Genomic DNA, 25,157 nt, shown 5'->3' with positions numbered 1-25,157 from the left:
GTTGTGTTTCAAGGTGAGACCGCCATCACAGTGGACGACAAGGGACGGCTCGCGGTGCCCACCGCGTACCGCGATGTCGTCGCGCGCGACTGCGGCAACCGCCTGGTGATCACCTACAACCCGTTCGAAGCCGGCAGCCTGTACCTGTATCCCGAAAAGGTCTGGCAGCGCGTCCGCGACGACGTCAACAAGCTGCCCAGCACCCAGCGCGCCCACCGCAGCCTGCAACTGAAGCTCATCGGTGCGGCCTCCCCCGTGGAACTGGACGGCAACGGTCGCATCAGCATCCCCGCCAGCCACCGCAGTGCGGTGGGCATCGAGAAGAAGGCGGTGCTGCTGGGCATGGGCGAGAAGTTCGAGCTCTGGAGCGAGCAGGCGCACCACGCGCAGATCCGTCAGACCCTCACCGACGACGATCTGAGCGCACACATGCTCGAGCTGCGCTTGTGAGCAAGGGTGACGGCAAGCGGCAGTCCGCGCCGGCCGGTCACCTCCCAGCGCTGCACTTGCCGGTGTTGTACACGCAGGTCATGGAAGGGCTGCAGGTGAAAGAGGACGGAACGTACCTGGACGGCACCTTCGGGCGCGGAGGCCACGCGCGCGGCGTGCTGCAACAACTCGGCCCGGGAGGCCGGCTGCTGTTGATGGACAAGGATCCCGACGCGATCGCGCATGCCGAACAGACGTTCGCGGGCGATGCGCGCGTGTCGATCTTCCGCGGCAGCTTCGCGTCGCTCGCGCAGTGGGATGAAACCGCCGCCGGCCTGGATGGCGTGCTGCTGGACCTGGGCGTGTCGTCGCCGCAGTTGGACGTCGCCGAGCGCGGCTTCAGCTTCGGCAAGGACGGTCCGCTGGACATGCGCATGGACCCGGAGTCCGGCGAGAGCGCAGCGGAATGGATCGCACGCGCCGACGAGCGCGAGATCGCCGACGTGCTGTGGACCTACGGCGAAGAGAAGCAGAGCCGCCGCATCGCGCGCGCCATCGTCGCCCGCCGCGCCACCCAGCCGTTCACCCGCACCGGCGACCTGGCCGCCGTGATCGCATCGGTGATGCCGCGCGGCGAGAAGATCCATCCCGCCACCCGCAGCTTCCAGGGCATCCGCATCCACATCAACCGCGAACTGGCGGATCTGGAAGCCGGACTGGATGCGGCGCTGGCGCGGTTGAAGGCCGGTGGCCGTCTGGCGGTCATCAGCTTCCATTCGCTTGAAGACCGCATCGTCAAGCAGTTCATCAACAAGCACGCCAAGGCACCGCCGGCCAATCGCCGGCTGCCCGTCGCGATCGAGTTCGTCCCCACGCTGCGGGCCATCGGCAGCGGGCAGAAGGGCGACGCCGACGAGGTGTCTTCCAACCCCCGCGCCCGCAGCGCCGTCCTGCGCGTGGCGGAAAAGCTGGAGGTGGCCGCATGAGCCGCTTCCTGATGATCGTCCTCGTACTGGCCGCGATCGCTTCGGCGATCGGCGTGGTCTATGCGCGCCATCGCCACCGCGTGCTGTTCGACGAAGTGACCCGCCTCGAACGCGCGCGCGACGAACTGAACGTCGAGTTCGGCCGCCTGCAGCTGGAGCAGGCCACGGTGGCGGAAGCGACCCGCATCGACCAGATCGCACGCGTGCGCCTGGGCATGAAGTCGCCGGAAGCGGCCGACATCGTGGTGGTGCGCCCATGAACGCCGCGCCGGCCAAGAACCGCAACCGCGCCCGCTTCAACCTGCGTGGCCGCCTGGCCCTGGTGCTGGGTGCGATGGGCCTGTGCTCCATCAGCCTGGTCGGGCGCGCGGCGTATGTGCAGCTGATCAACCACGACTTCTACCAGCGCCAGGGCGATGCGCGCTTCCTGCGCGAGATTCCGATCCCGACCTCGCGCGGCATGATCACCGACCGCAATGGCGAGCCGGTGGCGGTGTCCTCGCCGGTGGAGTCGGTGTGGGGCAACCCGCAGGAGTTGCTGAAGGCGCCCGACCGCCTGCCCGAGCTGGCGCAGGCGCTGGGCGTGCCGCTCGACCACCTGACCAACCGCCTGTCGCAGAAGGCCGACAAGGAATTCCTGTACCTCAAGCGCCGGATCAATCCGGACGAGGCGCAGAAGATCCTGGCGCACAAGATCCCCGGCGTGTTCTCGCAGCGCGAGTTCCGTCGTTTCTATCCGCAGGGGCCGGCGATGGCCCACGTGCTGGGTTTCACCAATATCGACGACCGCGGCCAGGAAGGGCTGGAGCTGGCCTTCGACGAATGGCTCAGCGGCACGCCGGGCGCGCAGAAGGTGATCCGCGACAACCGCGGCCGCATCGTCGAGAACGTCGACCTGATCCGCTCCGCGCAGCCGGGCAAGGACCTGACGCTCAGCATCGATCGCCGCATCCAGTACCTCGCGCACCGTGAGCTGCGCAACGCCCTGCTCGAGCACCAGGCCAGCAGCGGCTCGATCGTGATCATGGACGTGGTCACCGGCGAAGTGCTGGCGATGGTCAACCTGCCGACCTACAACCCGAACGCGATCGAACGCGTGAAGCCGGATGCGCGCCGCAACCGCGCGCTGACCGACATGATCGAGCCGGGTTCGACGATGAAGCCGCTGACCGTGTCGACGGCGCTGAAGGCCGGCGTGGTCACGCCCTCCACGCTGATCAACACCAATCCCGGCTACATGGCGTTGAACAGCCGCTACACCATCCGGGATGTGCCCCGGAACAACGGCGTGCTGACCGTCACGGGCGTCATCACCAAGAGTTCCAACATCGGTTCGATCAAGATCGCGGAAAAGCTGCAGAACGCCTACTTCTACGAAAGCATCCACAGCTTCGGCTACGGGCAGAAGCCGGGCAGCGGTTTCCCGGGCGAATCGGCCGGCGTGCTCGCGCCGCCGGATCGCTGGAACGGCCTGCAGAAGGCGACGATGTCGTACGGCTACGGCCTCGCGGTGACGCCGCTGCAGATCGCGCGCGCCTACTCGGCGCTGGGCAATGGCGGCAGGCTGGTGACGCCGACGTTCGTGAAGGGCCAGCGCAGCGAAGCGCCGCAGGTGCTGGACCCGGCGATCGCGCACGAGGTCGTAGGCATGATGGAAACCGTGGTGACCCAGGGCGGCGCCAAGCGCGCCGGGGTGCTGGGCTACCGCGTGGCGGGCAAGACCGGTACCGCCCGCATCGCGTCCGGCGGCGGCTACGCGAAAGGCCGTTATGCCTCGTTCTTCGCCGGCCTGGTGCCGGCCAGCAACCCGCGCTTCGCCGCGGTCGTGGTGATCAACGATTCGCAGGAAGGCGGTTACTACGGTGGCCTGGTCGCCGCGCCGGTGTTCCACGATGTGATGGATGGCGCGTTGCGCCTGATGGACGTGCCGCCGGACGACATCGAGACCTGGCTGGCCGCGCAGGCCAAGAACACGCAGAAGCCGAATGGCGTGGCAGCCGCACCCGCGCCGGCGCCGATCGTCGACGACGCGGTCGATACGACGGATCCTTCCGCCTTCGACGCGCCGCACGCTTCGCTGCCGGCAACCGGAGCGGCGCGATGAGGCGGATGATGGCCCTTGCCGAGCTGCTGCCCGATGTGGACGTGCCGCGCGACATCGTCGTGCGCGGCCTGACCCTCGACAGCCGTGCCGTGCAGCCCGGCGACGCGTTCGTCGCGATCGCCGGCTTCGGCGCGCATGGCCTGAACTTCGCCGTGCAGGCGAAGGAGAACGGCGCCAGCGCCGTGCTGTTCGAGCCGCCGGTACCCGATGGCCTGGAGGCCCCGCGCGATGCGATCCCGGTGCCGGGTCTGCGTGCGCGCATGGGCGCGATGGCGGACCGTTTCCACGCGACGCCGTCGCAGGACATGAAGATGGTCGGCGTCACCGGCACCAACGGCAAGACCTCGACGGTGCAGCTGCTGGCGCAGGCCTGGCATCTGCGCGGCGTCCGCTGCGCCACGGTCGGCACGCTCGGCGCCGGCATGTACGGAGAAGTGGTGCCCACGGGCTTCACCACGCCGCTGGTGCTGCAGATGCATGCGCTACTGGCGCAGTTCCGCGATGCGGGCGCGAAGGCCGTCGCGATGGAAGTCAGCTCGCATGCGCTCGACCAGGGTCGTGTGGATGCCGTGCACTTCGACGTAGGCGTGTTCACCAACCTCACCCGCGATCATCTGGACTACCACGGCGACATGGAGCGCTACGGCGCCGCCAAGTCGCTGCTGTTCTTCCGCACCGGTCTGAAAGCGGGCGTGGTCAATCTCGACGACGCCTACGGTCGTGAACTGTTCGCCCGCCTGCCGCATGGCCTGCAGCGCGTGGGCGTGAGTTCGCGCGGCCAGGTCGAGGCCGCGGTCAGTGCCGATGCGCTGCGCCTGGATGGCAACGGCATCGCGTTCGACCTGGTGGTCGGCGAGGAGCGGCAGCCGGTGCAGTCGCGCCTGCTGGGCCGTTTCAACGTGGACAACCTGCTGGCGGTGGCCGGTACGCTGCATGCGCTCGGCGATACGCCGTCCGAGATCGCGCGCACGCTGTCGCGCCTGCTGCCGATCCATGGCCGGATGAACCGCCTGGGCGGCGACACCGATGCGTCCGGCCAGCGTCGGCCGCTGGTGGTGATCGATTACGCACACACGCCCGACGCCCTGGAACAGGCACTCGCCAGCCTGCGCGATCACGTCCAAGGCCGCCTGGTCTGCGTGTTCGGTTGCGGCGGCGACCGCGATGCGGGCAAGCGCCCGCAGATGGCCGAGATCGCCGAGCGCCTGGCCGATGTCGTGATCGTCACCGACGACAACCCGCGCACCGAAGACGGCGACCGCATCGTCGCCGACATCCTGGCCGGTTTCGCCCGGCCGGAAACCGCGACGGTGCAGCGCGACCGCGGCCTGGCGATCGCCCACGCCATCGCGCTGGCCGGTGCCGACGACATCGTGCTGGTGGCCGGCAAGGGCCATGAGCCTTACCAGGACATCCAGGGCGTGAAGCATCCGTTCGACGACACGGCCGTGGCACGCAAGGCCCTGGAGGAGCGCGCATGAAGCGCCTTCCCCTTTCCCTGCTGGCGCACTGGGCGGGCGGCGAACTGCTCGGCGACGATCTGGTGATCGGTTCGCTGACGCACGACACGCGCACGCTGGTGCCGGGCAGCCTGTACATCGCGCTGCGCGGCGAGCGCTTCGACGGCCATGATTTCGCCTATGACGCCTCCATGCGCGGCGCGGCGGCGGTGCTGGTCGATCACGAAGTGAAGGTCGACGTACCCCAGGTGGTGGTGCCGGATACGCTGATGGCGCTGGCGCGGATCGCGGCCGGCCTGCAGCGCGATCGCGTCGAGAAAGCCGTGGCGATCACCGGCAGCAACGGCAAGACGACGGTGAAGACGCTGGTCGTGGCGATCCTGCAGCGTGCGGGTGTCACCTACTTCAACCCCGGCAACCGCAACAACGAGATCGGCCTGCCGATGGCCGTCATCGATGCGCCGGACGACGCCGATTTCTCGGTCTACGAGATGGGCGCCGGCAAGCCGGGCGACATCGCGTACCTGACCGACATCGTGACCCCGGAAGTGGCGCTGGTGAACAACATCGCCGCGGCCCATCTGGAGCGGATGGGCTCGCTGATGGGCGTGGCCGAAACCAAGGGCGCGATCTACGAAGCGCTGCCGGCCGACGGCACCGCCGTGATCAATGCCGACGATGCTTTCGCGGAGTACTTCGCCAGCCGCGTGCCGGACCGCCGCATCCTGCGGTTCGGCCTGGAGGCGACCGCCGACATCACGGCGCGCGCGCTGCGCCCGACCGCCGAAGGAACCGACTTCGTGCTGGTCGCGCCGCACGGGGAAGTGCCGGTGAGCCTGCATCTGCCGGGCCGCCACAACGTCCTGAACGCCCTCGCGGCGGGAACCGTCGCGATCGCGTGCGGGGTGTCGCTGGCGACGATCGCCGAGGGCCTGTCCGCCGCGCAGCCCGTCGCCGGCCGCCAGGTTGCGCGCACGCTGGCCAATGGCGCGGTGGTGATCGACGACAGCTACAACGCCAACCCGGGTTCGCTGATGGCCGCCATCGACACGCTGGCGGCGGCCAGCGCGCAGGCGCAGGGCGAGGGCTGGCTGGTGCTGGGCGACATGCGCGAGTTGGGCGCTGACGCCGAAGCGCTGCACGCCGAGGCCGGCCGCCGCGCGAAGAGCGCAGGCATCCGCCGCCTGTACACGCTGGGGCCGCTCAGCGCCGCCGCCGCCGCCGCCTTCGGCGAGGGCGCGCATCCATTCGACGATCACGCCTCGCTGACCGACGCGCTGCGCGCCGAGCTGCGGGCCGGCGTGCGCTGTCTGGTCAAGGGCTCGCGCGGCAGCGCGATGGACCGGATCGTCGCCGCCTTGCTGTCCACCGGGGAGGACAAACCGCATGTTGCTTGAACTGGCTCGCTGGTTGCAGAGCCTGGAGAACTTCTTCGGCCTGTTCGGCTACCTGACCTTCCGCGGCATCCTCGCCGCGCTGACGTCGCTGGCGCTTTCGCTGTGGCTGGGCCCGGCGGTGATCCGCAAGCTCGGCCAGCTGAAGGGCGGCCAGCCGATCCGCAAGGACGGTCCGCAGTCGCACTTCTCCAAGGCGGGTACGCCCACGATGGGCGGCGCGCTGATCCTGATCACTGTGGCGGCCTCGGTGCTGCTGTGGGGCGACCTGCGCAACAAGTATGTGTGGGTCGTATTGCTGGTCATGGTGTGCTTCGGCGTGATCGGCTGGTACGACGACTGGATCAAGATCGTCCGTCGCGACCCCAATGGCCTGAAGTCGCGCTGGAAGTACCTGCTGCAGTCGATCTTCGGCCTGGCCGCCGGCCTGTATCTGTACCTGTACGCCGACGTGCCGGCGGCGACCACGTTCTATGTGCCGTTCTTCAAGTCCATCGCCATGCCGCTGGCCGGGATCGGCTTCGTGGCCATCGCGTACTTCTGGATCGTCGGCTTCTCCAACGCGGTCAACCTGACCGACGGACTGGATGGCCTGGCGATCATGCCGACGGTGCTGGTCGCTTGCGCGCTGGGCGTGTTCGCATACGCGTCGGGCAATGCGGTGTTCTCCAGCTACCTGCAGATCCCGCAGGTGCCGGGCGCGGGCGAACTGACCATCATCTGCGCGGCCATCGCGGGCGCGGGTCTGGGCTTCCTGTGGTTCAACACCTATCCCGCGATGGTGTTCATGGGCGACATCGGCGCGCTGGCGCTGGGCGCGGTGCTGGGCACCATCGCCGTGATCGTGCGCCAGGAGCTGGTGCTGGTGATCATGGGCGGCATCTTCGTCATCGAGACGCTCTCGGTGATGATCCAGGTGGCGTCGTTCAAGCTGACCGGCAAGCGCGTGTTCCGGATGGCGCCGATCCACCACCACTTCGAGCTGAAGGGCTGGCCCGAGCCGCGCGTGATCGTGCGCTTCTGGATCATCTCCGTCGTGCTCGTCCTCGTCGGCCTGGCCACGCTGAAGGTCCGTTGATGAACGACACGCCACGCCAAGCGACGCGACTGGAAGCCATCGGGGGCCGCTTCGACCCTTGGTTGCTCGGCGCCATGCTGGCGCTGGCGTCGTTGGGCGTGGTGATGGTCGCGTCGGCGTCGATCTACCAGCATGGCAATCCGTTCTACTACCTGATCCGCCACGGCATGTTCCTGGTCGCGGGCGCGGGTCTGGCCTGGTGGGTGACGCGCACGGAACTGAAGAGCATCGAGGCGCGCAACCATCTGCTGCTGCTCGGCTGCGTGGTGCTGCTGCTGATGGTGTTCGTGCCGGGCCTGGGCGTCAGCGTGAAAGGCGCGCACCGCTGGATCAACCTGGGCGTGTCGAACTTCCAGGTGGTCGAGGTGGTGAAGGTCTTCTTCATCGTCTGGCTGGCCAGCTACCTGGTGCGCTTCCGCGACGAGGTCAACGCGACCTGGGCTGCGATGCTCAAGCCGCTGGGCGTGGTGGTACTGCTGGTCGCGCTGCTGCTGATGCAGCCCGACTTCGGTTCGTCCTCGCTGCTGCTGGCGATCACCGCCGGCATGCTGGTGCTGGGCGGGGTGAACATGCCGCGCATGTTCGGCCCGGTGCTGGTCGGCCTGCCGATCCTGGCGGTGATCGCGATCGCCGAGCCGTACCGCATGCGTCGCCTGACGTCATTCTCCGATCCGTGGGCGGATCCCTTTGGCAGCGGCTACCAGCTGACCAACGCCCTGATGGCGATCGGCCGCGGCGAATGGTCCGGCATCGGCCTCGGCGGCTCCGTGCTCAAGCTCAACTACCTGCCGGAAGTGCACACCGACTTCATCTTCTCGGTGATCGGCGAGGAGCTCGGCTTCGTTGGCGTCTGCCTGGTGATCGCGCTGTACGCGCTGCTGGTCGGCCGTGCTTTCGTGATCGGCCTGCGCTGCGTGGAGATGCGCCGCCACTTCGCCGGCTACGTCGCGTTCGGCGTGGCGTTGTGGATCGGCATGCAGAGCTTCGTTTCGATGGGTGTCAACCTCGGCCTGTTGCCGACCAAGGGCCTGACCCTGCCGCTGATCTCCTCGGGTGGTTCCAGCATCCTGATGACCTGCGTGGCGATGGGCCTGCTGCTGCGCGTGTCGTACGAACTGGAGCGCACCCAGCGCCAGGTCGCGCTGCGCGGCGAAGCACTGCAGACCTCGCCGTCGGCGGGCGAAGCGCGGGCGCCTGCCGATGTCGCGCCGCAGCCGGCGCCCTCGCTGTCCGAGAAGCTGCGCGGCACCAGCCGCCTGCGCACGCGCGTCGAGCCGACCTTCGAGAGGATCGCATGACGCACGCGACGTCCTCCGCTCCCGTGATGATGATGGCCGGCGGCACCGGTGGCCACATCTTCCCCGCGCTCGCCGTGGCCAAGGTGCTGCGCGCGCGCGGCGTGCCCGTCGTGTGGCTGGGCGCCGACGGGGCGATGGAGACGCGCCTGGTGCCCCAGCACGGCATCGACCTGGACACGCTGGCGATCAGCGGCCTGCGCGGCAAGGGCAAGCTGGCCCTGCTTGGCGCGCCGGTACGCGTGCTGCGCGCGATCCGCGCGGCGGGCTTCGTGCTGCGCCGTCGCGCGCCGCGCGCGGTGGTCAGCTTCGGCGGCTTCGCATCGGGTCCCGGTGGCGTCGCGGCCCGCCTGATGGGAACGCCCTTGCTGGTGCACGAACAGAACCGTGCGGCCGGTTTCACCAATCGCATGCTGGCCAAGGTGGCGCGCCGGATCATGTCGGGATTCCCGGGCGCGTTCCCGGGTCGCGAGGAAGTCGTCGGCAATCCGGTGCGCGAAGAGATCGCCACGGTCGCGCCGCCGGCGTCGCGCCTGGCCGGCCGCGAAGGCCCGCTGCGCCTGCTGGTGCTCGGCGGCAGCCAGGGCGCCCGCGCCTTGAACATGGCCGTGCCGCGCGCACTGGCCACGCTGCCCGCGGGCGGCGTCGACGTACGCCACCAGTGCGGCGAGAAGCTGCGCGACGAAGCCGCCAAGGCCTACGCCGATGCCGGCGTCACCGCGAGCGTGGAAGCCTTCATCACCGACATGGCCGCCGCGTACGCGTGGGCGGACCTGGTGGTCTGCCGTGCCGGCGCCTCCACGCTGGCCGAACTGTGCGCCGTGGGCGTGGGCAGCGTGCTGGTCCCGTTCCCGCAGGCCGTGGACGACCACCAGACGCGCAACGCCGAATACCTGGTCGAGCGCGGTGCCGCCTTGCTGCTGAAGCAGGACGACGCCCTGGCCGATGCGCTGGCGGCCACGCTGCGCCGTCTGGCAGGTGATGCGGCCACGCGCCTGTCGATGGCCGAGGCCGCGCGCACGCTGGCCAAGACCGATGCGGCCGACCGCATCGCCGACATCATTCTTGAGGAAGCAATCGAAATGAGGACGCAGGCATGATGATGGCTGCTGCACGCGAGCGCCGCCTGCAACACACCGGCAACCTGGCTCAGGCATTCCGCCGGGTGCACTTCGTCGGCATCGGCGGTTCCGGCATGAGCGGCATCGCCGAGGTGCTGTGCACGCTGGGCTACGAAGTGTCGGGCTCCGACAACGCCGACAACGCGGCGACCCGTCGCCTGGCGTCGCTGGGCGCGCGGGTGATGCGCGGCCACAACGCCTCCAACGTGCTGGGCACGGACTGCGTGGTGGTCTCCAGCGCCATCAAGCACGACAACCCCGAGCTGATGGAAGCGCGCAGCCAGCGCATTCCCATCGTGCCGCGCGCCGCGATGCTGGCCGAGCTGATGCGCTTCCGTCGCGGCATCGCCGTGGCCGGCACGCACGGCAAGACCACGACCACCAGCCTGGCGGCGGCGATCCTGAGCGAAGGCGGCCTGGATCCGACCTTCGTGATCGGCGGCCAGCTGTTGGCGGCGGGTGCCAACGCCAAGCTCGGCGACGGCCAGTGGCTGGTGGCCGAGGCCGACGAGAGCGACGGCAGCTTCCTGCGCCTGAATCCGTTGATCTCCATCGTCACCAATATCGATGCCGATCACCTGGAGAACTACGGCAACGACTTCGAGCGCGTGAAGGCCGCATTCGCCGAATTCCTCCAGCGCCTGCCGTTCTACGGGCTGGCCGTGCTGTGCATCGACGATCCGGAAGTCGCGGCCATCGCCGCCGATACGCCGCGCCACGTGATGAGCTACGGCTTCGCCGAGAACGCCGACGTGCGCGCCGAGGACGTGGAGCAGGAAGGCGGACGCATGCACTTCACTCTGCGCCTGCCGGAAGACGCCAGCATCCGCGTCAGCCTGGCGCTGCCGGGCCGCCACAACGTGCAGAACGCGCTGGCCGCGGCTGCCGTGGGCTGGCAGCTGGGCGTGTCGCCGGAGAACATCGCCGCCGCGCTGGAGAAGTTCGCCGGCATCGGCCGCCGCTTCAACGACCTGGGCGAGATCGCCACGCCGCAGGGCGCGCGCGTGCAGTTGGTCGACGACTACGGCCACCATCCGAAGGAACTGGCCGCGGTCTTCGCTGCGGCGCGTGGCGGTTGGCCGCACAAGCGCCTCGTCGTCGCCTTCCAGCCGCACCGCTACAGCCGCACGCGCGACCAGTTCGATGCCTTCGCCGCCGTGCTGTCGGAAGCAGACGCGCTGGTGCTGAGCGAGGTGTACCCGGCGGGCGAGCAACCGATCGCCGGTGCCGACTCCAAGTCGCTGGCGCGTGCCATCCGCGCACGGGGCCGCAACGAACCCGTCGTCGTCAGCCAGGTCAGCGACCTGGTCGACGTGTTGCCCGACGTCCTCCAGGACGGCGACCTGCTGCTGTTGATGGGCGCCGGCGACATCGGGCACATGTCGCAGCACATCGCCTCGCACGGGTTCACCTCCCGGGAGGGCGCATGACGCAGGTCACCGTGCCCGCGCCGCGCTTCGATGACCCCGCCCGTTTCGGCCGCGTGGCGGTGCTGCTGGGCGGCGTGTCCAGCGAGCGCGAGGTGTCGCTGAATTCCGGTCAGAACGTCCTCGACGCGCTGCGGTCGCGCGGCGTGCAGGCGTTCGCCGTGGATGGCATCCCGGCGCTGATCGAAGCGATCCGCGCGGGCAAGGTGGACCGCGTGTTCAACATCCTGCACGGCGGCGACGGCGAGAACGGCGTGCTTCAGGGCCTGCTGCAATCGCTGGGTGTGCCGTACACCGGCCCCGGCGTGCTCGGCTCCGCGCTGACGATGGACAAGATCCGCACCAAGCAGGTGTGGGAAGCCGCAGATTTGCCGACCGCGCGCTTCGAACGCATTCCCGCTGGCGGCGATCTGGCCGCTGCCGCGCGCGCGCTCGGCTTCCCGGTGTTCGTGAAGCCGTCCGCCGAGGGGTCGAGCGTTGGCGTGTTCCGCCTGATGGGCGACGACGACCTGGCGCCGGCGCAGGCCTTCGCCAGCACCTACGCCGGCGAACTGCTGGCCGAGCAGATGCTGACCGGCGGCGAATTCACCGTCGGCATCCTCGGCGATGTGGCGCTGCCGTCGGTGCGCATCGTGCCGGCCGGCGACTGGTACGACTACCACGCCAAGTACATCGCCGACGACACCCAGTACCTGTGCCCCGGCCTGGACGATGCCGACGACGAGGCCGCGATCCGCGCGCTGGCGCTGGCGGGCTTCCGCGCGGCCGGCTGCAGCGGCTGGGGACGCGTGGACGTCATGCGCCACGCCGACGGCCGCTTCATGCTGATGGAAGTCAACACGGCGCCCGGCATGACCAGTCATTCGCTGGTGCCGAAGGCCGCGGCGAAGATCGGCATCGGTTTCGAAGCCCTTTGCTGGCGCATCCTCGAACAGACGGTGCCGGAGGTGGCGGGCTGATGAACGCCGCGCTGCGCATCGTCGCCTGGTTGCTCGCGCTGGCCCTGGTCGCGCTGCCGGTCGTAGCCGTCGTGAACGGCTGGATCGGCGCGGACCGCTGGCCGCTGAGCAAGCTGCGCGTGCAGGGCGAGTTCGCGCGCGTGGACACGGCGCAATTGCGTGAGGTCGTGTTGCCGCACGCCAAGCGCGGCTTCTTCGCGGTGCGCCTGGACGATGCCAAGCACGCGGTCGAGCGCCTTCCGTGGGTCGAGCGCGCCGAAGTGCGCAAGCGCTGGCCGGATGTGCTGGAGATCCGCGTGATCGAGCACAAGCCGTTCGCGCGCTGGGGCAAGGACAAGCTGTTGTCGGAGCACGGACGTCTGTTCCCGATGCCGAAGGAACTGGCGACGCTGGACCTGCCGCAACTCGGCGGGCCGGAGTCGCAGGTGCAGGAAGTGACGGCGCTGTACAACGAGTCGCGGCAGCTGTTCGCGCCGATGGGGCTTGACGTCACCACGCTGGTGATGGATGCGCGCGGCAGCTGGTCGCTGCTGCTAGGCAACGGCACCGAAGTGGTGGTCGGCCGCACCGACGCGCGCCCGCGCCTGGGCCGCTTCGCGCGGATGCTGCCGCAGCTGCTGGCCGCGCAGGCGCAGCCCCTGCTGCGCGCGGACCTGCGCTACACGAACGGCTTCGCGCTCAGCTGGGGCGACGCCCCGCGGACGCCGCATACGGAAACTCCATCGCTGCCTGCGCCGGTTGCGGCCGCAGGCGGTCATTCGCAGGGCAGGACATGAATCGCAAGGGTGACAAATCGCTGATCGTCGGGCTGGATATCGGCACGTCCAAGGTGACGGCGCTGGTCGGCGAATACGCCCCGGGCAATCCGATCGAAGTGATCGGCATCGGCTCGCACGAGTCGCGCGGCCTGAAGCGCGGCGTGGTCGTGGACATCGAATCCACCGTGCAGTCGATCCAGCGCGCGATCGAGGAGGCCGAGTTGATGGCCGGCTGCGAGATCCGCTCGGTCTACGCCTCGATCTCCGGCAACCACGTGCAGTGCCGCAATTCGCCCGGCATCGTGCCGATCCGCGACGGCGAGGTGACCTGGGGCGACCTGGACCGCGTGCTGGAAGCAGCGAAGGCCGTCGCGATCCCGGCCGACCAGAAGATCCTCCACGCCATCCCGCGCGAGTACAAGCTCGACAACTCGCAGGAAGGCATCCGCAATCCGGTCGGCATGACCGGCGTGCGCCTGGAAGTGGACGCGCACCTGGTGTTCTGCGCGCAGTCCGCCGCGGCCAACATCAGCAAGTGCGTGCAGCGCTGCGGCCTGCAGATCGACGACCTGATCTTCTCCTCGCTGGCCTCCAGCGTGGCGGTGCTGACCAGCGATGAGCGCGAGCTCGGCGTGGTGCTGGTCGACATGGGTGCGGGCACCACCGACCTGGCGGTGTTCGTGCAGGGCGCGATCTGCCACACGGCCTCGCTGCCGATCGCCGGCGACCAGGTCACCAACGACATCGCGCACATGCTGCGCACGCCGACGCCCGAAGCCGAGCAGATCAAGGTGCGCTATGCGTGCGCGCTGGCCCAGCTGGCGACGGCCGAGGAAAGCATCCAGGTGCCCAGCGTGGGCGACCGTCCGCCGCGTCGCCTGCCGCGCCATGCGCTCGCGCAGGCCGTGCAGCAGCGCTACGAGGAGATCTTCGAGATGGTGCAGGCCGAACTGCGCCGCTCGGGCTTCGAGGAACGCGTGCGCGCCGGCATGGTGCTGACCGGCGGCGCCGCGAAGATGGAAGGCGTGGTCGAGCTGGCCGAAGAGATGCTGCAGATGCCCGTGCGCGTCGGCATCCCGCAGCACGTCACCGGCCTGGGCGAAGTGGTCGGCAATCCGGTGCATGCCACTGGCGTCGGCCTGCTGCTGATGGGCAGCCAGATCGAACATCCCCGGCGTCCGTCGCTGCCTACGGGCAAGGCGGGCAGCTGGTTCAAGAAACTCCAGAACTGGTATCGCGGCGAGTTCTGAGCAGGGCGGCATTCCGCGAGTCGAGTAGGCGTCACGACGTTCGTTCCACCAGCAGCACATAACTAAATAAACGAGGACAAGGACATGGCACATTTCGAACTGGTTGAAAAGATGGCCCCGAATGCGGTGATCAAGGTCGTGGGCGTGGGCGGCGGCGGCGGCAACGCCGTGGCGCACATGGTCAACGGCAGCGTGGACGGCGTTGAGTTCATCACCGCCAACACCGATTCGCAGGCGATCAAGAACTGCGGCGCCAAGCTGCAGCTGCAGCTCGGCAGCAACGTCACCAAGGGCCTGGGCGCGGGCGCGAATCCGGAAGTCGGTCGCCAGGCCGCGCTGGAAGACCGCGAGCGCATCATCGACGCGCTGGACGGCGCCGACATGGTGTTCATCACCGCGGGCATGGGTGGCGGCACCGGCACCGGCGCCGCGCCGGTCGTGGCGCAGCTGGCCAAGGAGATGGGCATCCTGACCGTGGCCGTGGTCACCAAGCCGTTCCCGTTCGAAGGCCGCCGCCGCATGCAGGTCGCGCTGAAGGGCATCGAGGAACTGAGCCACCACTGCGACTCGCTGATCACCATCCCGAACGAGAAGCTGATCACCGTGCTGGGCCGCAACGCGACGATGATCCAGGCCTTCCGCGCCGCCAACGACGTGCTGCTGGGCGCCGTGCAGGGCATCGCCGACCTGATCGTCCGTCCCGGCCTGATCAACGTCGACTTCGCCGACGTGCGCACCGTGATGAGCGAGATGGGCCTGGCCATGATGGGTACCGGCAGCGCCCGCGGCGACGACCGCGCGCAGGCCGCTGCCGAGGCCGCGATCCAGAACCCGCTGCTGGACGACGTGAACCTCAACGGCGCCAACGGCATCCTGGTCAACATCACCGCCGGTCCGGACTTCACGATGGCCGAGTTCGACGAAGTGGGCCGCACCATCGAAGGGTTCGCCTCGGAAGACGCGACCGTCGTGGTCGGCACCGTGCTGGACCCGGATATGCAGGACGAAGTGCGCGTGACCGTGGTGGCCACCGGCCTGAACCGCAACGCCGCCCGCCAGCCGGTCGGCCGCGGCAGCGACCTGCGCGAGCCGATGCGTGCGCCGATCAAGCTGGTCCGCGATGCGACCACCGGCATGCCGATCGACGACGGTTTCTCGATGGATCCGATCGGTGCGGCCACCAGCGGCCTGGGCCTGCGCCGCGGTTCGGCGTCGCCCGCGCCGTCTGCGCCGGCGTCCGCGCCGGTGTCGGCGGACCTGCCGTCGGACTACCTGGACATTCCGGCGTTCCTGCGCCGCCAGGCCGACTGACCGATGGAAGCTCTCCCCGCGAGGGGAGGGTGCCGTACTCGCAGTACAACGCCATGTCCCTTTGCTGCCGGGCCCACCGGCCCGGCAGCCCTTTCCGGAACGCCTTAGCAGACCGGTGTTTCAGCCATGGGACAGAGCGGTTCTTTCGTTAAGATTCAGCGAATTGCGTGATATTCTCGCTGCCCCGCCAAGGTTCCCCACACCTGCGACCCCTCCCGATGGCCCAGCAACGCACCCTCAAGAACGTGATCCGCGCGACGGGCGTGGGGCTGCATAGCGGCGAGAAGGTCTACATGACGCTGCGTCCGGCGCCGGTCGACACCGGCATCGTGTTCCGCCGCATCGACATGGACCCGGTGGTGGAGATCCCCGCGAGCGCCGAACTGGTCACCGAGACGACGCTGTGCACCGGCCTGACCTGCGAAGGCGCCAAGGTGCAGACCGTCGAACACCTGATGTCGGCCATGGCCGGCCTGGGCGTCGACAATGCTTATGTGGAGCTGTCCTCGGCCGAGCTGCCGATCATGGACGGTTCGGCCGGTCCGTTCGTGTTCCTGATCCAGTCCGCCGGCATCGCCGAGCAGGACGCTCCCAAACGTTTCATCCGCATCACCCGTCCGGTGGAAGTCACTGAGGGCGACAAGGTGGCGCGCTTCGAGCCGTACGACGGTTTCAAGCTGGGTTTCACGGTGAAGTTCGACCACCCGATGATCCCGGCCTCGCAGTCGCGTGCCGAAGTGGACTTCTCCGCCGGCGCCTACATCAAGGAAGTCGCGCGCGCGCGCACGTTCGGCTTCATGCGCGACCTGGAATACATGCGCGAGCGCAACCTGGGCTTGGGCGGTTCGATGGACAACGCCATCGTGCTGGACGAGTTCCGCGTGCTCAACGAGGACGGCCTGCGCTACACGGACGAGTTCGTCCGCCACAAGATCCTGGACGCCATCGGCGACCTCTACCTCGCCGGCCGCCCCATCCTGGGCGCCTACGAGGGCTTCAAGTCCGGCCACGCGCTCAACAACAAGCTGGTCCGTGCCCTGCTGGCCGAGACCTCGGCGTGGGAAGAAGTGACCTTCGAAAACGGCATCGCGCCCTCGCCGGTCACCTATGCGACGCCTGCACTGGCGGTCTGAGACGCCCGTCCGATCCGGACGGTGAGCCTGTTGTCGCCCGGTTTCCTACCGCGATCACGCGGTGGTGTGCGAATGGTTACGCCTTCGCGAAAATGTGAACTGGGTCAGATTTTGGGTCCGGAAATAACATTTTCCTAACCTTTGGATAACGACCCGACAGGCGGTGGCCGGTACCATGCCCCGTCCTTCGTGATGGCCGGGTCAAATTTTCCGCCCCCCACGATGACCTCCCTTAGGGGGGGGCGCACCGGTGGAGTCCGGGGTGGACAGGAGGTCGAGGGCCGCTTGCAGCCCTCTGCGGGAAGCCTCCGATACGGGTACGACCGGGTCATGCGCAGGCTTAGAAAGCGGCGCGGGGCTCGTCTTGGCGGTGACTTCGGTGACCGCCAGTCCGATGGATTGGGCCACGTTGATCAGCTCGGGTGCGGCCAGGCGGAGCCTGGCATGCCAGACGGGGGAATCGACGATAAAAACGAGCCGTTTGCCCGCCACGTTCGCCAATCGGCAATGCGGCGCCAGGGCAGGCGGAAGGCAGGGGCGAAGCTGCTGTTCCAAGGCGTCGAGCCATAGGGCACGACGCACCGGGTCGGTGGCGGCATCCGTCAGGGCAGCCTGCAGGGCAGGTTGCGCGATGCCGGCGCGGCGCGGCTTGGACTTCGAATCAGACATCGGTATTTATGAGCTTTAAGACCATCGTAAACAATTCGCTTACCTGGTGGGCCCACGCGTCCGCCCATGGTGCGTACCGTATCCGCCTCGCGTTCCACGCGCGCCCCCTCGCCAGCGCCGCGGTGCTCGCTGCCGCCGGCCTGTTGGTCGGTGTGGGTGGGCGGAGCGCCGTCGGGATGGGCCAGGTGTCGCTGCTGCAGGCCGAAGCCGGCCAGCGCGACGCCGAACTGGACCAGGTGCGCCGCGGCGCCCAGCAGGAAATCAACGCCATGGCCGCCCGCCTGGGCGAGTTGCAGGCGCAGGCCAACCGGCTGAACGCCCTGGGGGAGCGCCTGACCCGCGTGGGCCAGCTGCAGGACGGCGAATTCGACTTCAACGAGCCGGTGGGCGTCGGCGGCAACGACGTGTCCTACGACATGAAGCCGGCGGAACTCACGGCGGGCGTAGAGAAGCTGGAGCAGCAGTTCGCCGCGTCCGGTCGCCAGCTGTCCGTGCTGGAAGCGCTGCTGTTCAATCGCGAGCTCGACAAGAACGCGACCCCGGGCCGCATGCCGATCGCCAACAGCTACATCACGTCCGGCTTCGGTGGCCGTGCCGACCCGTTCGGCGGCGGCGGCCAGTACCACAAGGGCATCGACTTCAAGGCGGCCGTGGGCGACCCGGTGCTGGCGGTCGCGGACGGCGTGGTGAGCTTCGCGGGCGTGAAGGGCGGCTACGGCAATGTCGTCGACGTCGATCACGGCAACGGCTACGTCACCCGCTACGCGCACAACTCGCGCCTGGTGGTGAAGGCCGGCGATCTGGTCCGCGTAGGCCAGGAAGTGGCCAAGGCCGGCTCCACCGGTCGGTCGACCGGTGCGCACGTGCACTTCGAAGTGTGGGAGAACGGGCGCGTGGTCAATCCGCGCCAGTTCCTGGGCGAGGGCCCCACGCCGGTCGGGCAGATCAAGCGCGGCTGAGGCTGCCTGAGGAACCAAACGGGGAACCGGCGGTCCTATCGCCGGCCTTGATTCCCCCGGCGGCGCCCCAAGCTACAATACGGTGTTGCCAGACAGGGCGCCTTGCGCCCTGTTTCATTTTGGGCCTGCCGCCAGCGCGGCGCCCCGGCGTCCTTTTCCCATCCGGTTCCTTACATGATCAACAACCTGCTTACCCGTGTCTTCGGCAGTCGCAACGAGCGCCTGCTCAAGCAGCTGCAACGCATCGTCGACAAGATCAATGCCCTGGAGCCGGAGCTGCACAAGCTCACCGATGAGCAGCTGAAGGCGAAGACACCGGAGTTCCAGGAACGCATCCGCAACGGCGAGGCGCTGGACAAGATCCTTCCCGAGGCGTTCGCGGTCTGCCGCGAAGCCAGCCAGCGCGTGCTGGGCATGCGCCACTACGACGTGCAGCTGATCGGCGGCATGGTGCTGCACTTGGGCAAGATCGCCGAAATGCGCACCGGCGAGGGCAAGACCCTGGTCGCCACGCTGCCCACCTACCTCAACGCCCTGGAAGGCAAGGGCGTGCACGTCGTCACCGTGAACGACTACCTCGCCCGCCGCGACTCGGCCTGGATGGGCAAGCTCTACAACTGGCTGGGCCTGACGGTGGACGTGGTCTACCCGGGCATGCCGCATGGCGACAAGCACGCCGCCTATGCCGCCGACATCACCTACGGCACCAACAACGAATTCGGCTTCGACTACCTGCGCGACAACATGGCGATGTCGAAGGCCGACCGCTTCCAGCGCGGCCTGCACTACGCCATCGTCGACGAAGTGGACTCCATCCTGATCGACGAGGCGCGCACCCCGCTGATCATCTCCGGCCCGGCCGACGAGTCGCCCGAGCTGTACATCCGCGTCAACCGCATCGTGCCCCAGCTGATCAAGCAGGAGAACGAGGAAGCCGAAGGCGACTACTGGGTCGACGAGAAGGGCAAGCAGGTGCACCTGTCCGAAGCGGGCATGGAGCACGCCGAGGAACTGCTGCTCAAGGCCGGGATCATCAGCGAAGAAGAACCGCTGTACGGCGCCAACAACCTGTCGGTCGTCCATCACCTCAATGCCGCGCTGCGCGCGCATGCCATCTACCAGCGCGACGTGGACTACATCGTGCGTGATGGCGAAGTGGTGATCGTCGACGAGTTCACCGGCCGCACCCTGACGGGTCGTCGCTGGTCCGACGGCCTGCACCAGGCGGTCGAGGCGAAGGAAGGCGTGCCGGTCCAGCGCGAGAACCAGACGCTGGCCAGCGTGACGTTCCAGAACCTGTTCCGCATGTACAAGAAGCTGTCCGGCATGACCGGCACGGCCGATACGGAAGCGTTCGAGTTCCAGAGCATCTACGGCCTGGAAGTGATCGTCATCCCGACCAACCGCCCGACCGTGCGCAAGGATTCGCCCGACCAGGTGTTCCTCAACCGCCAGGGCAAGTTCAAAGCGGTGCTGGCCGACATCCAGGAGTGCTACCAGCGCGGCCAGCCGGTGCTGGTCGGCACCACGTCGATCGAGACGTCGGAAATGCTGTCCGACTTCCTCAACAAGGCCGGCGTCCCGCACGAAGTGCTCAACGCCAAGCAGCACGAGCGCGAAGCGCACATCGTCGCGCAGGCCGGCCGGCCGGGCGCGATCACCATCGCCACCAACATGGCCGGTCGCGGTACCGACATCGTGCTGGGCGGTTCGCTGGAGGCCGAGTACGAAGCGCTGGGCGAAGAAGCCGACGACGCCGCACGCGCCGCGGTGAAGGCCGAATGGCAGAAGCGCCACGAGGAAGTGAAGGCCGCCGGCGGCCTGCACATCGTCGGCACCGAGCGCCACGAGTCCCGCCGCATCGACAACCAGCTGCGCGGCCGTTCGGGCCGCCAGGGCGACCCGGGCTCGTCCCGCTTCTACCTGTCGCTGGAAGACAACCTGATGCGCATCTTCGCCTCGGACTGGGTCCAGAAGGCGATGAAGCTGATCGGCATGAAGGAAGACGACGTCATCGAGGACAAGCTGGTCAGCCGGCAGATCGAGAAGGCGCAGCGCAAGGTGGAAGCCCACAACTTCGACATCCGCAAGAACCTGCTCGACTTCGACGACGTCAACAACGACCAGCGCAAGGTGATCTACGCCCAGCGCGACGAACTGCTGGAAGCCGACTCCGTGCAGGAGAACATCGACGGTATCCGCGGCGACGTGGTGGCCGAACTGGTGGGCCGTTTCGTGCCGCCGAATTCGGTGGACGACCAGTGGGACCTGCCGGGCCTGGAGCGCGAGCTGGGCGAGGAAATGGGCGTGCTGCTGCCCGTGGGCCGCTGGCGCGAAGAGGCCGAGGAGCTGGATGCGGAGGCCATCGAGCGCCGCGTGCAGGAAGGCATGGATGCGCACTTCGCCGAGAAGGCGCAGGTCATCGGCGACGAGACCATGCGCGCGCTCGAGAAGCACATCATGCTGACCGTGCTCGACAAGAACTGGAAGGAGCACCTGGCGCGCATGGACTACCTGCGCCAGGGCATCCATCTGCGCGGCTACGCGCAGAAGCAGCCCAAGCAGGAGTACAAGAAGGAAGCGTTCGAGCTGTTCTCCGGCATGCTGGAGCGCGTGAAGAGCGAGGTCGTGACCCTGCTTTCGCGCGTGCGCATCCGCAGCGAAGAGGAAGTCGCCGAGCTGGAAGCCCAGGAGCGCGCGATGGCCGAGGCGCAGGCGCGCCAGATGCAGTTCCAGCATCAGGACGCCGGCGGCTACGGCGCCGACGAAGAGGCGGAACAGGCGCAGGCTGCGGCCCTGCAGGGCGGCGGTTACGTGCAGTCCGGCCCGATGCCGGCGCATCGCGATGCCCCCAAGGTCGGCCGCAACGATCCGTGCCCGTGCGGCAGCGGCAAGAAGTACAAGCACTGCCACGGCCAGCTGGCGTAAGCCAGGGCATCCGCGACACTCCGGAAAGCCGCGCACCGCGCGGCTTTCCGCTTTTTCAGCACGGCGATATTTGCGTCTACCTGCCGGTTCCCGGCACTCTCTGCGCATGCTGACCCCGCTGCGCTCGATCCACGTCATGGCCGCCGTCATCACCGACGCCCGCGGGCGGATCCTGCTGGCCCGGCGCACCGAAGGCCGGGACCTGGCGGGACGGTGGGAGTTTCCCGGCGGCAAGCGCGAGCCGGGGGAGAGTCCGGAGGACGCGCTGGTGCGCGAGCTGCGCGAAGAGCTGGGTATCGAAGCCCAGGTCGGCGAACACCTCATCAGCGTGCCGCAGCAGTATCCGGACAAGCGGCTGAGACTCGAAGTCCGCCATCTGACCGGCTGGAAAGGCACGCCCCGCGGACATGAGGGACAAGCGCTGGCCTGGGTCGCCCCAGACAAGCTGATGCGCTATGCCATGCCGCCTGCGGACCGCCCGGTCGTCGCCGCGCTGCTGCACCCGGACCGGTATCTGGTCACGCCGGAGCCGACGGACGTCGCCGCCTGGCTGACGTCGTTGGGGCGCGCGCTCGCGCAGGGCGTCCGCCGCGTGCAGGTCCGCGCGCGCAGCCTGTCAGGCGATGCCTGGGAGTCGCTGGCCCGCCAGGCCGTGGCGCGCTGCCAGGCAGCCGGTGCGGAGGTGCTGCTCAACGGCGACATCGACCTGGCGCGCACGCTCGGCGTGGGTGTCCACCTGCGCGCATCCCAGCTCGCCGATCTCGTGTTCCGGCCGTTGCCCGAAGACACGCTCGTCGCCGCGTCCTGCCACACGGCTGCAGAACTGCGCCAGGCAGAGGCGCTCGCATGCGACTTCGCGGTCGTCGGCAGCGTGTTTCCGACCGAAACGCACCCCGGTGGCGATCCCCTGGGTTGGCCGGGCTTCGCGGGCCTGCGTGAGAACGTCTCGCTGCCCATGTACGCGATCGGAGGCCTGCAGGCGGCCGACATTCCCTCTGCCCGCCAGCAGGGCGCGCAGGGCATCGCAGCGATCCGGGGACTCTGGCCGGCCGCGTAAGCGACCGGGATCAGGCGGCTGTCGCGGCTGCCAACGCCAGGTAACGCGCATGCAGCGCGTCCGCTGCCCGCACCAGCCGGTCGAGGTCGCCATCGTTGACGACGATGTCGTCGGCGATCGCCAGCCGTTCGGCCCGCGTGGCCTGGGCCGCCATCATCCGCTCGGCCAGCGCGGCATCGATGCCGTCGCGTTGCATCAGTCGCGCGCGCTGGACCTCCGCAGGCGCGTCCACGACGAGGATGCGATGCAGCCAGGGATAGGCCGAGCGCCCGCCGCCCTCCGTCAGCAGGGGCACCATCGCGATCGCATAGGGGCTCGGCGCCGCGACGCAGATGGCCTGCAGCCGGGTGCGGATGGCGGGATGCAGGATGGCTTCCAGCGCGCGGCGCGCATCGTCGTCGTTGAAGACGCGGACCCGCAGCGCGGTCCGGTCCAGCCGGCCATCCGCCTGCAGCACGCCATCGCCGAACTGCGCCACCACCGCGGCCAGAGCAGGCTCACCGGGTTCGACCACGGCACGCGCCAGCAGATCGGCATCCGCCACGGTGATGCCGCGGGCCGCGAAGGCTTTCTCGAGTGCGCTCTTGCCCGACGCGATCCCGCCGGTCAGGCCGATGAAATAGTGACTCATGCGCCGATTATGGAGCGTGAGCGGCGCACCTGCGGTATCCGGCTGACTGGATTACTTCAGGCCGGCGAAGCGCAGGTAGGCGTCGATGATCTGCGGGCCCCAGAAGAAGGAGATCCAGCCGGCGATGGCCAGATAGGGGCCGAACGGGATCGGCGTGGCGCGGTCGCGGCCCTTGAGGCCCAACCATGCCGAGCCGATCACGGCACCGACGACGGACGAGAGCAGGATCGTGGGCAGCACGCCGTTGAGCCCGACCCAGGCGCCGATCGCCGCCAGCAGCTTGAAGTCGCCCCGGCCCATACCTTCCTTGCCGGTCACCTGCTTGAACAGCCACCACACCAGCCACAGCGAGACATAGCCGGCGATGGCGCCCAGCAGCGCAGGCTTGGCCGGCATGTACAGGTTGTCCAGGCTGCCGATCAGGCCAAGCCACATCAATGGCAGGGTGAGCTGGTCGGGCAGGAGGCGGGTGCGGAGATCGATGCCGCTCAGGGCCACCAGATAGCAGCTGAACAGCGCGGCGCCGAAGCCCTGCCAGCCGAACCCGAACCGCCACACCGATGCCACCGCCAGCAAGGCGGTCAGCAGCTCGACCAACGGGTACTGCGGCGAAATGGGCGCCTTGCAGTGGCGGCACTTGCCGCGCAGCGCCAGCCAGCTGAACAGCGGGATGTTCTCGTACCAGGACAGCGGCGTCTTGCAATGCGGGCAGTGCGAGCGCTCCACCACGATCCCCGGCGGGGGCGGATCGTAGATCTCGGGCTCTTCGAGCACTTCACGGGCGTCGCGCTTCCACTCCCACTCCAGCCGCCGGGGCAGCCGCAGGATGACGACGTTGAGGAAACTGCCCACCAGCAGGCCGAGGCCCGCCACCACGGGATACCCCAGTTCGGGGTGCTGATCCAGGAATGCCATCGAACCAGCTTACATCGTCGCCGCGAGCTTGAAGATCGGCAGGTACATACCGATGACCATCGCGCCGATGATGCCGCCGATGAAGATCATGATGAAGGGCTCGATCAGGCTCGACAACGCATCCACCGCGTTGTTGACCTCCTGCTCGTAGTATTCGGCCACCTTGAACAGCATCGCGTCCAGGGCGCCGGCTTCTTCACCGATGGCCGTCATCTGGATGACCATGTGCGGGAACAGGTTCACCTGTTTCATCGACATATTCAGCGGATAACCCACGGATACGTCGTCGCGCACGCGGAACACGGCCTTCTCGTACACCGTGTTGCCGGTGGAGCCTGCCACCGTTTCCAGCGCCTCCACCAGCGGCACGCCGGCCTTGAAGGTCACCGCCAGCGTCCGCGCGAAGCGGGCGATGGCCGAGTTGTGCATGATCTGGCCGATCACCGGTAGCTTGAGGACGATCCGGTCCAGGAAGTGCTGGAACGCCAGCGAGCGCTTCTTGAAGAAGATGAAACCGAAGATTGCGGCGAACACCACGCCGAATACGATGTACCAGTTCGACACCATGAAGCGCGAGGCGCCCACGATGATCTTGGTGAAGGCCGGCAGGTCGGCGCCGAACTGCTTGAACACCGCTTCGAACTGGGGCACCACGAAGATCAGCAGGATGGCGCTGACCAGCAGCGCGACCGCGATCACGACGGCCGGGTAGAACAGCGCCTTCTTGATCTTGCCCTTCAGCGCTTCCAGGTTTTCCTTGTAGCTGGCGATGGTGTCTAGCACCGTCTCCAGCACGCCTGCGCTTTCGCCGGCGCGGACCAGGTTGCGATACAGCTCGTCGAACTGCACCGGGTGCTTGCTGATGGCCTCGGACAGGGACGAGCCGCTTTCGATGTCGTAGCGGATCTGCTCGACCATCTTCTTCATGCGGACGTTCTTCTGTCCGCCCTCGATGATCTCCAGCGATCCGACGATCGGCACGCCGGACTTCATCATCGTGGCCAGCTGGCGGCTGAAGAACGCGATTTCCTTCGGGGTGACAGGCTTGCCCGCCGACCCGAACAGCGGCTTGGGTTTGACCTTGACCACATTGGGCGTGATGCCCTGCTTGCGCAATTCGGCGCGCAAGAAGTTGGCGTTCTTGGAGGGCTGCTCGCCCTTCATCTTGACGCCGCGCTTGTCGGTGCCTTCCCAGACGAACAGGCTCAGCGGGTTCTCGCGAACCGGCGTGGGTGCTTTCTTGATGGCGGAACGGGTGACGGCCATACGGTTTTCCCCTGTCCGGCTTTCCCC

Annotated in this window: 22 protein-coding genes; 18 read left to right on the top strand and 4 right to left on the bottom strand. The window is 68.2% G+C overall.

The annotated features are described in order from the left end of the window. Positions 1 to 3 precede the first annotated feature (3 nt). The 15 genes from mraZ (at position 4) to lpxC (ending at position 16,705) form a co-directional block, all read left to right on the top strand. Positions 4 to 450 carry a division/cell wall cluster transcriptional repressor MraZ gene (mraZ, locus tag BLT45_RS13640; protein ID WP_056878016.1) on the top strand — a complete coding sequence of 149 codons (447 nt, stop codon included), beginning with the start codon at positions 4 to 6 and terminating at the stop codon, positions 448 to 450. Then, entirely contained in the window at positions 447 to 1,415 is a 969-nt protein-coding gene (rsmH, locus tag BLT45_RS13635) for a 16S rRNA (cytosine(1402)-N(4))-methyltransferase RsmH (RefSeq protein WP_256385846.1), read from the top strand. Before mraZ ends, rsmH begins: the two co-directional genes overlap by 4 nt. Further along, the gene (gene ftsL, locus BLT45_RS13630; RefSeq protein WP_093301005.1) at positions 1,412 to 1,675 is read left to right on the top strand and encodes a cell division protein FtsL; all 264 of its coding nucleotides are present in this window, start codon (positions 1,412 to 1,414) and stop codon (positions 1,673 to 1,675) included. The genes rsmH and ftsL overlap by 4 nt, the downstream gene beginning before the upstream one ends. Continuing rightward, positions 1,672 to 3,519, top strand: a complete 1,848-nt coding sequence (locus BLT45_RS13625; protein ID WP_093301002.1) for a peptidoglycan D,D-transpeptidase FtsI family protein — start codon at positions 1,672 to 1,674, stop codon at positions 3,517 to 3,519. The genes ftsL and BLT45_RS13625 overlap by 4 nt, the downstream gene beginning before the upstream one ends. Then, positions 3,516 to 5,000: a UDP-N-acetylmuramoyl-L-alanyl-D-glutamate--2,6-diaminopimelate ligase gene (locus BLT45_RS13620; RefSeq protein WP_093300999.1), complete on the top strand. Its 1,485-nt coding sequence runs from the start codon at positions 3,516 to 3,518 to the stop codon at positions 4,998 to 5,000. The genes BLT45_RS13625 and BLT45_RS13620 overlap by 4 nt, the downstream gene beginning before the upstream one ends. After that, a complete protein-coding gene (gene murF / locus BLT45_RS13615) occupies positions 4,997 to 6,376 on the top strand; it encodes a UDP-N-acetylmuramoyl-tripeptide--D-alanyl-D-alanine ligase (protein ID WP_093300997.1) in 1,380 nt (459 codons plus the stop codon). Before BLT45_RS13620 ends, murF begins: the two co-directional genes overlap by 4 nt. Further along, the gene (gene mraY, locus BLT45_RS13610) at positions 6,366 to 7,451 is read left to right on the top strand and encodes a phospho-N-acetylmuramoyl-pentapeptide-transferase (protein ID WP_093300994.1); all 1,086 of its coding nucleotides are present in this window, start codon (positions 6,366 to 6,368) and stop codon (positions 7,449 to 7,451) included. The genes murF and mraY overlap by 11 nt, the downstream gene beginning before the upstream one ends. Continuing rightward, entirely contained in the window at positions 7,451 to 8,749 is a 1,299-nt protein-coding gene (ftsW, locus tag BLT45_RS13605; protein WP_093300992.1) for a putative lipid II flippase FtsW, read from the top strand. Before mraY ends, ftsW begins: the two co-directional genes overlap by 1 nt. Further along, the gene (gene murG, locus BLT45_RS13600; protein WP_175455853.1) at positions 8,746 to 9,846 is read left to right on the top strand and encodes an undecaprenyldiphospho-muramoylpentapeptide beta-N-acetylglucosaminyltransferase; all 1,101 of its coding nucleotides are present in this window, start codon (positions 8,746 to 8,748) and stop codon (positions 9,844 to 9,846) included. The genes ftsW and murG overlap by 4 nt, the downstream gene beginning before the upstream one ends. Next, entirely contained in the window at positions 9,846 to 11,297 is a 1,452-nt protein-coding gene (gene murC, locus BLT45_RS13595; protein WP_175455881.1) for a UDP-N-acetylmuramate--L-alanine ligase, read from the top strand. Before murG ends, murC begins: the two co-directional genes overlap by 1 nt. Then, a complete protein-coding gene (locus BLT45_RS13590; protein ID WP_093300986.1) occupies positions 11,294 to 12,253 on the top strand; it encodes a D-alanine--D-alanine ligase in 960 nt (319 codons plus the stop codon). The genes murC and BLT45_RS13590 overlap by 4 nt, the downstream gene beginning before the upstream one ends. After that, positions 12,253 to 13,029 carry a cell division protein FtsQ/DivIB gene (locus BLT45_RS13585; protein WP_093300983.1) on the top strand — a complete coding sequence of 259 codons (777 nt, stop codon included), beginning with the start codon at positions 12,253 to 12,255 and terminating at the stop codon, positions 13,027 to 13,029. The genes BLT45_RS13590 and BLT45_RS13585 overlap by 1 nt, the downstream gene beginning before the upstream one ends. Continuing rightward, positions 13,026 to 14,261: a cell division protein FtsA gene (gene ftsA / locus BLT45_RS13580; protein ID WP_055940270.1), complete on the top strand. Its 1,236-nt coding sequence runs from the start codon at positions 13,026 to 13,028 to the stop codon at positions 14,259 to 14,261. The genes BLT45_RS13585 and ftsA overlap by 4 nt, the downstream gene beginning before the upstream one ends. Before the next feature lie 84 nt (positions 14,262 to 14,345). Next, positions 14,346 to 15,572: a cell division protein FtsZ gene (gene ftsZ, locus BLT45_RS13575; RefSeq protein WP_093300980.1), complete on the top strand. Its 1,227-nt coding sequence runs from the start codon at positions 14,346 to 14,348 to the stop codon at positions 15,570 to 15,572. Between the two features lie 218 nt (positions 15,573 to 15,790). After that, positions 15,791 to 16,705 (top strand): UDP-3-O-acyl-N-acetylglucosamine deacetylase, encoded by a 915-nt coding sequence (gene lpxC, locus BLT45_RS13570; RefSeq protein ID WP_093300977.1) that lies wholly within the window; start codon positions 15,791 to 15,793, stop codon positions 16,703 to 16,705. 201 nt (positions 16,706 to 16,906) lie between these two features. On the opposite strand, the gene BLT45_RS13565 is transcribed toward lpxC, so the two are convergent. After that, positions 16,907 to 17,374, bottom strand: a complete 468-nt coding sequence (locus tag BLT45_RS13565) for a DciA family protein (protein ID WP_093300974.1) — start codon at positions 17,372 to 17,374, stop codon at positions 16,907 to 16,909. 8 nt (positions 17,375 to 17,382) lie between these two features. Between BLT45_RS13565 and BLT45_RS13560 the strand changes: the two genes are divergently transcribed. The 3 genes from BLT45_RS13560 (at position 17,383) to BLT45_RS13550 (ending at position 22,318) form a co-directional block, all read left to right on the top strand. After that, positions 17,383 to 18,333, top strand: a complete 951-nt coding sequence (locus BLT45_RS13560) for a M23 family metallopeptidase (protein ID WP_093300972.1) — start codon at positions 17,383 to 17,385, stop codon at positions 18,331 to 18,333. A 174-nt stretch (positions 18,334 to 18,507) separates the two neighbouring features. Then, on the top strand, positions 18,508 to 21,261 hold the full coding sequence (gene secA, locus BLT45_RS13555) for a preprotein translocase subunit SecA (protein WP_093300969.1): 2,754 nt from the start codon (positions 18,508 to 18,510) through the stop codon (positions 21,259 to 21,261). 106 nt (positions 21,262 to 21,367) lie between these two features. Beyond that, positions 21,368 to 22,318: a Nudix family hydrolase gene (locus BLT45_RS13550; protein WP_093300966.1), complete on the top strand. Its 951-nt coding sequence runs from the start codon at positions 21,368 to 21,370 to the stop codon at positions 22,316 to 22,318. Between the two features lie 10 nt (positions 22,319 to 22,328). Here the strand turns inward: BLT45_RS13550 and coaE are convergent, their stop codons facing one another. The 3 genes from coaE to BLT45_RS13535 are packed head-to-tail and all read right to left on the bottom strand — an operon-like array spanning position 22,329 to position 25,130. Then, positions 22,329 to 22,949 (bottom strand): dephospho-CoA kinase, encoded by a 621-nt coding sequence (coaE, locus tag BLT45_RS13545; protein WP_093300963.1) that lies wholly within the window; start codon positions 22,947 to 22,949, stop codon positions 22,329 to 22,331. Between the two features lie 51 nt (positions 22,950 to 23,000). Further along, complete coding sequence (locus tag BLT45_RS13540) at positions 23,001 to 23,864, bottom strand: prepilin peptidase (RefSeq protein WP_093300960.1); 864 nt, start codon at positions 23,862 to 23,864, stop codon at positions 23,001 to 23,003. A gap of 9 nt (positions 23,865 to 23,873) precedes the next feature. Next, positions 23,874 to 25,130 (bottom strand): type II secretion system F family protein, encoded by a 1,257-nt coding sequence (locus BLT45_RS13535; RefSeq protein WP_093300957.1) that lies wholly within the window; start codon positions 25,128 to 25,130, stop codon positions 23,874 to 23,876. Between the last annotated feature and the right edge of the window lie 27 nt (positions 25,131 to 25,157).

The organism is Pseudoxanthomonas sp. CF385, assembly GCF_900104255.1.
Classification (GTDB): Bacteria; Pseudomonadota; Gammaproteobacteria; order Xanthomonadales; family Xanthomonadaceae; genus Pseudoxanthomonas_A.
This window is presented reverse-complemented; position numbering and strand designations above follow the sequence as displayed.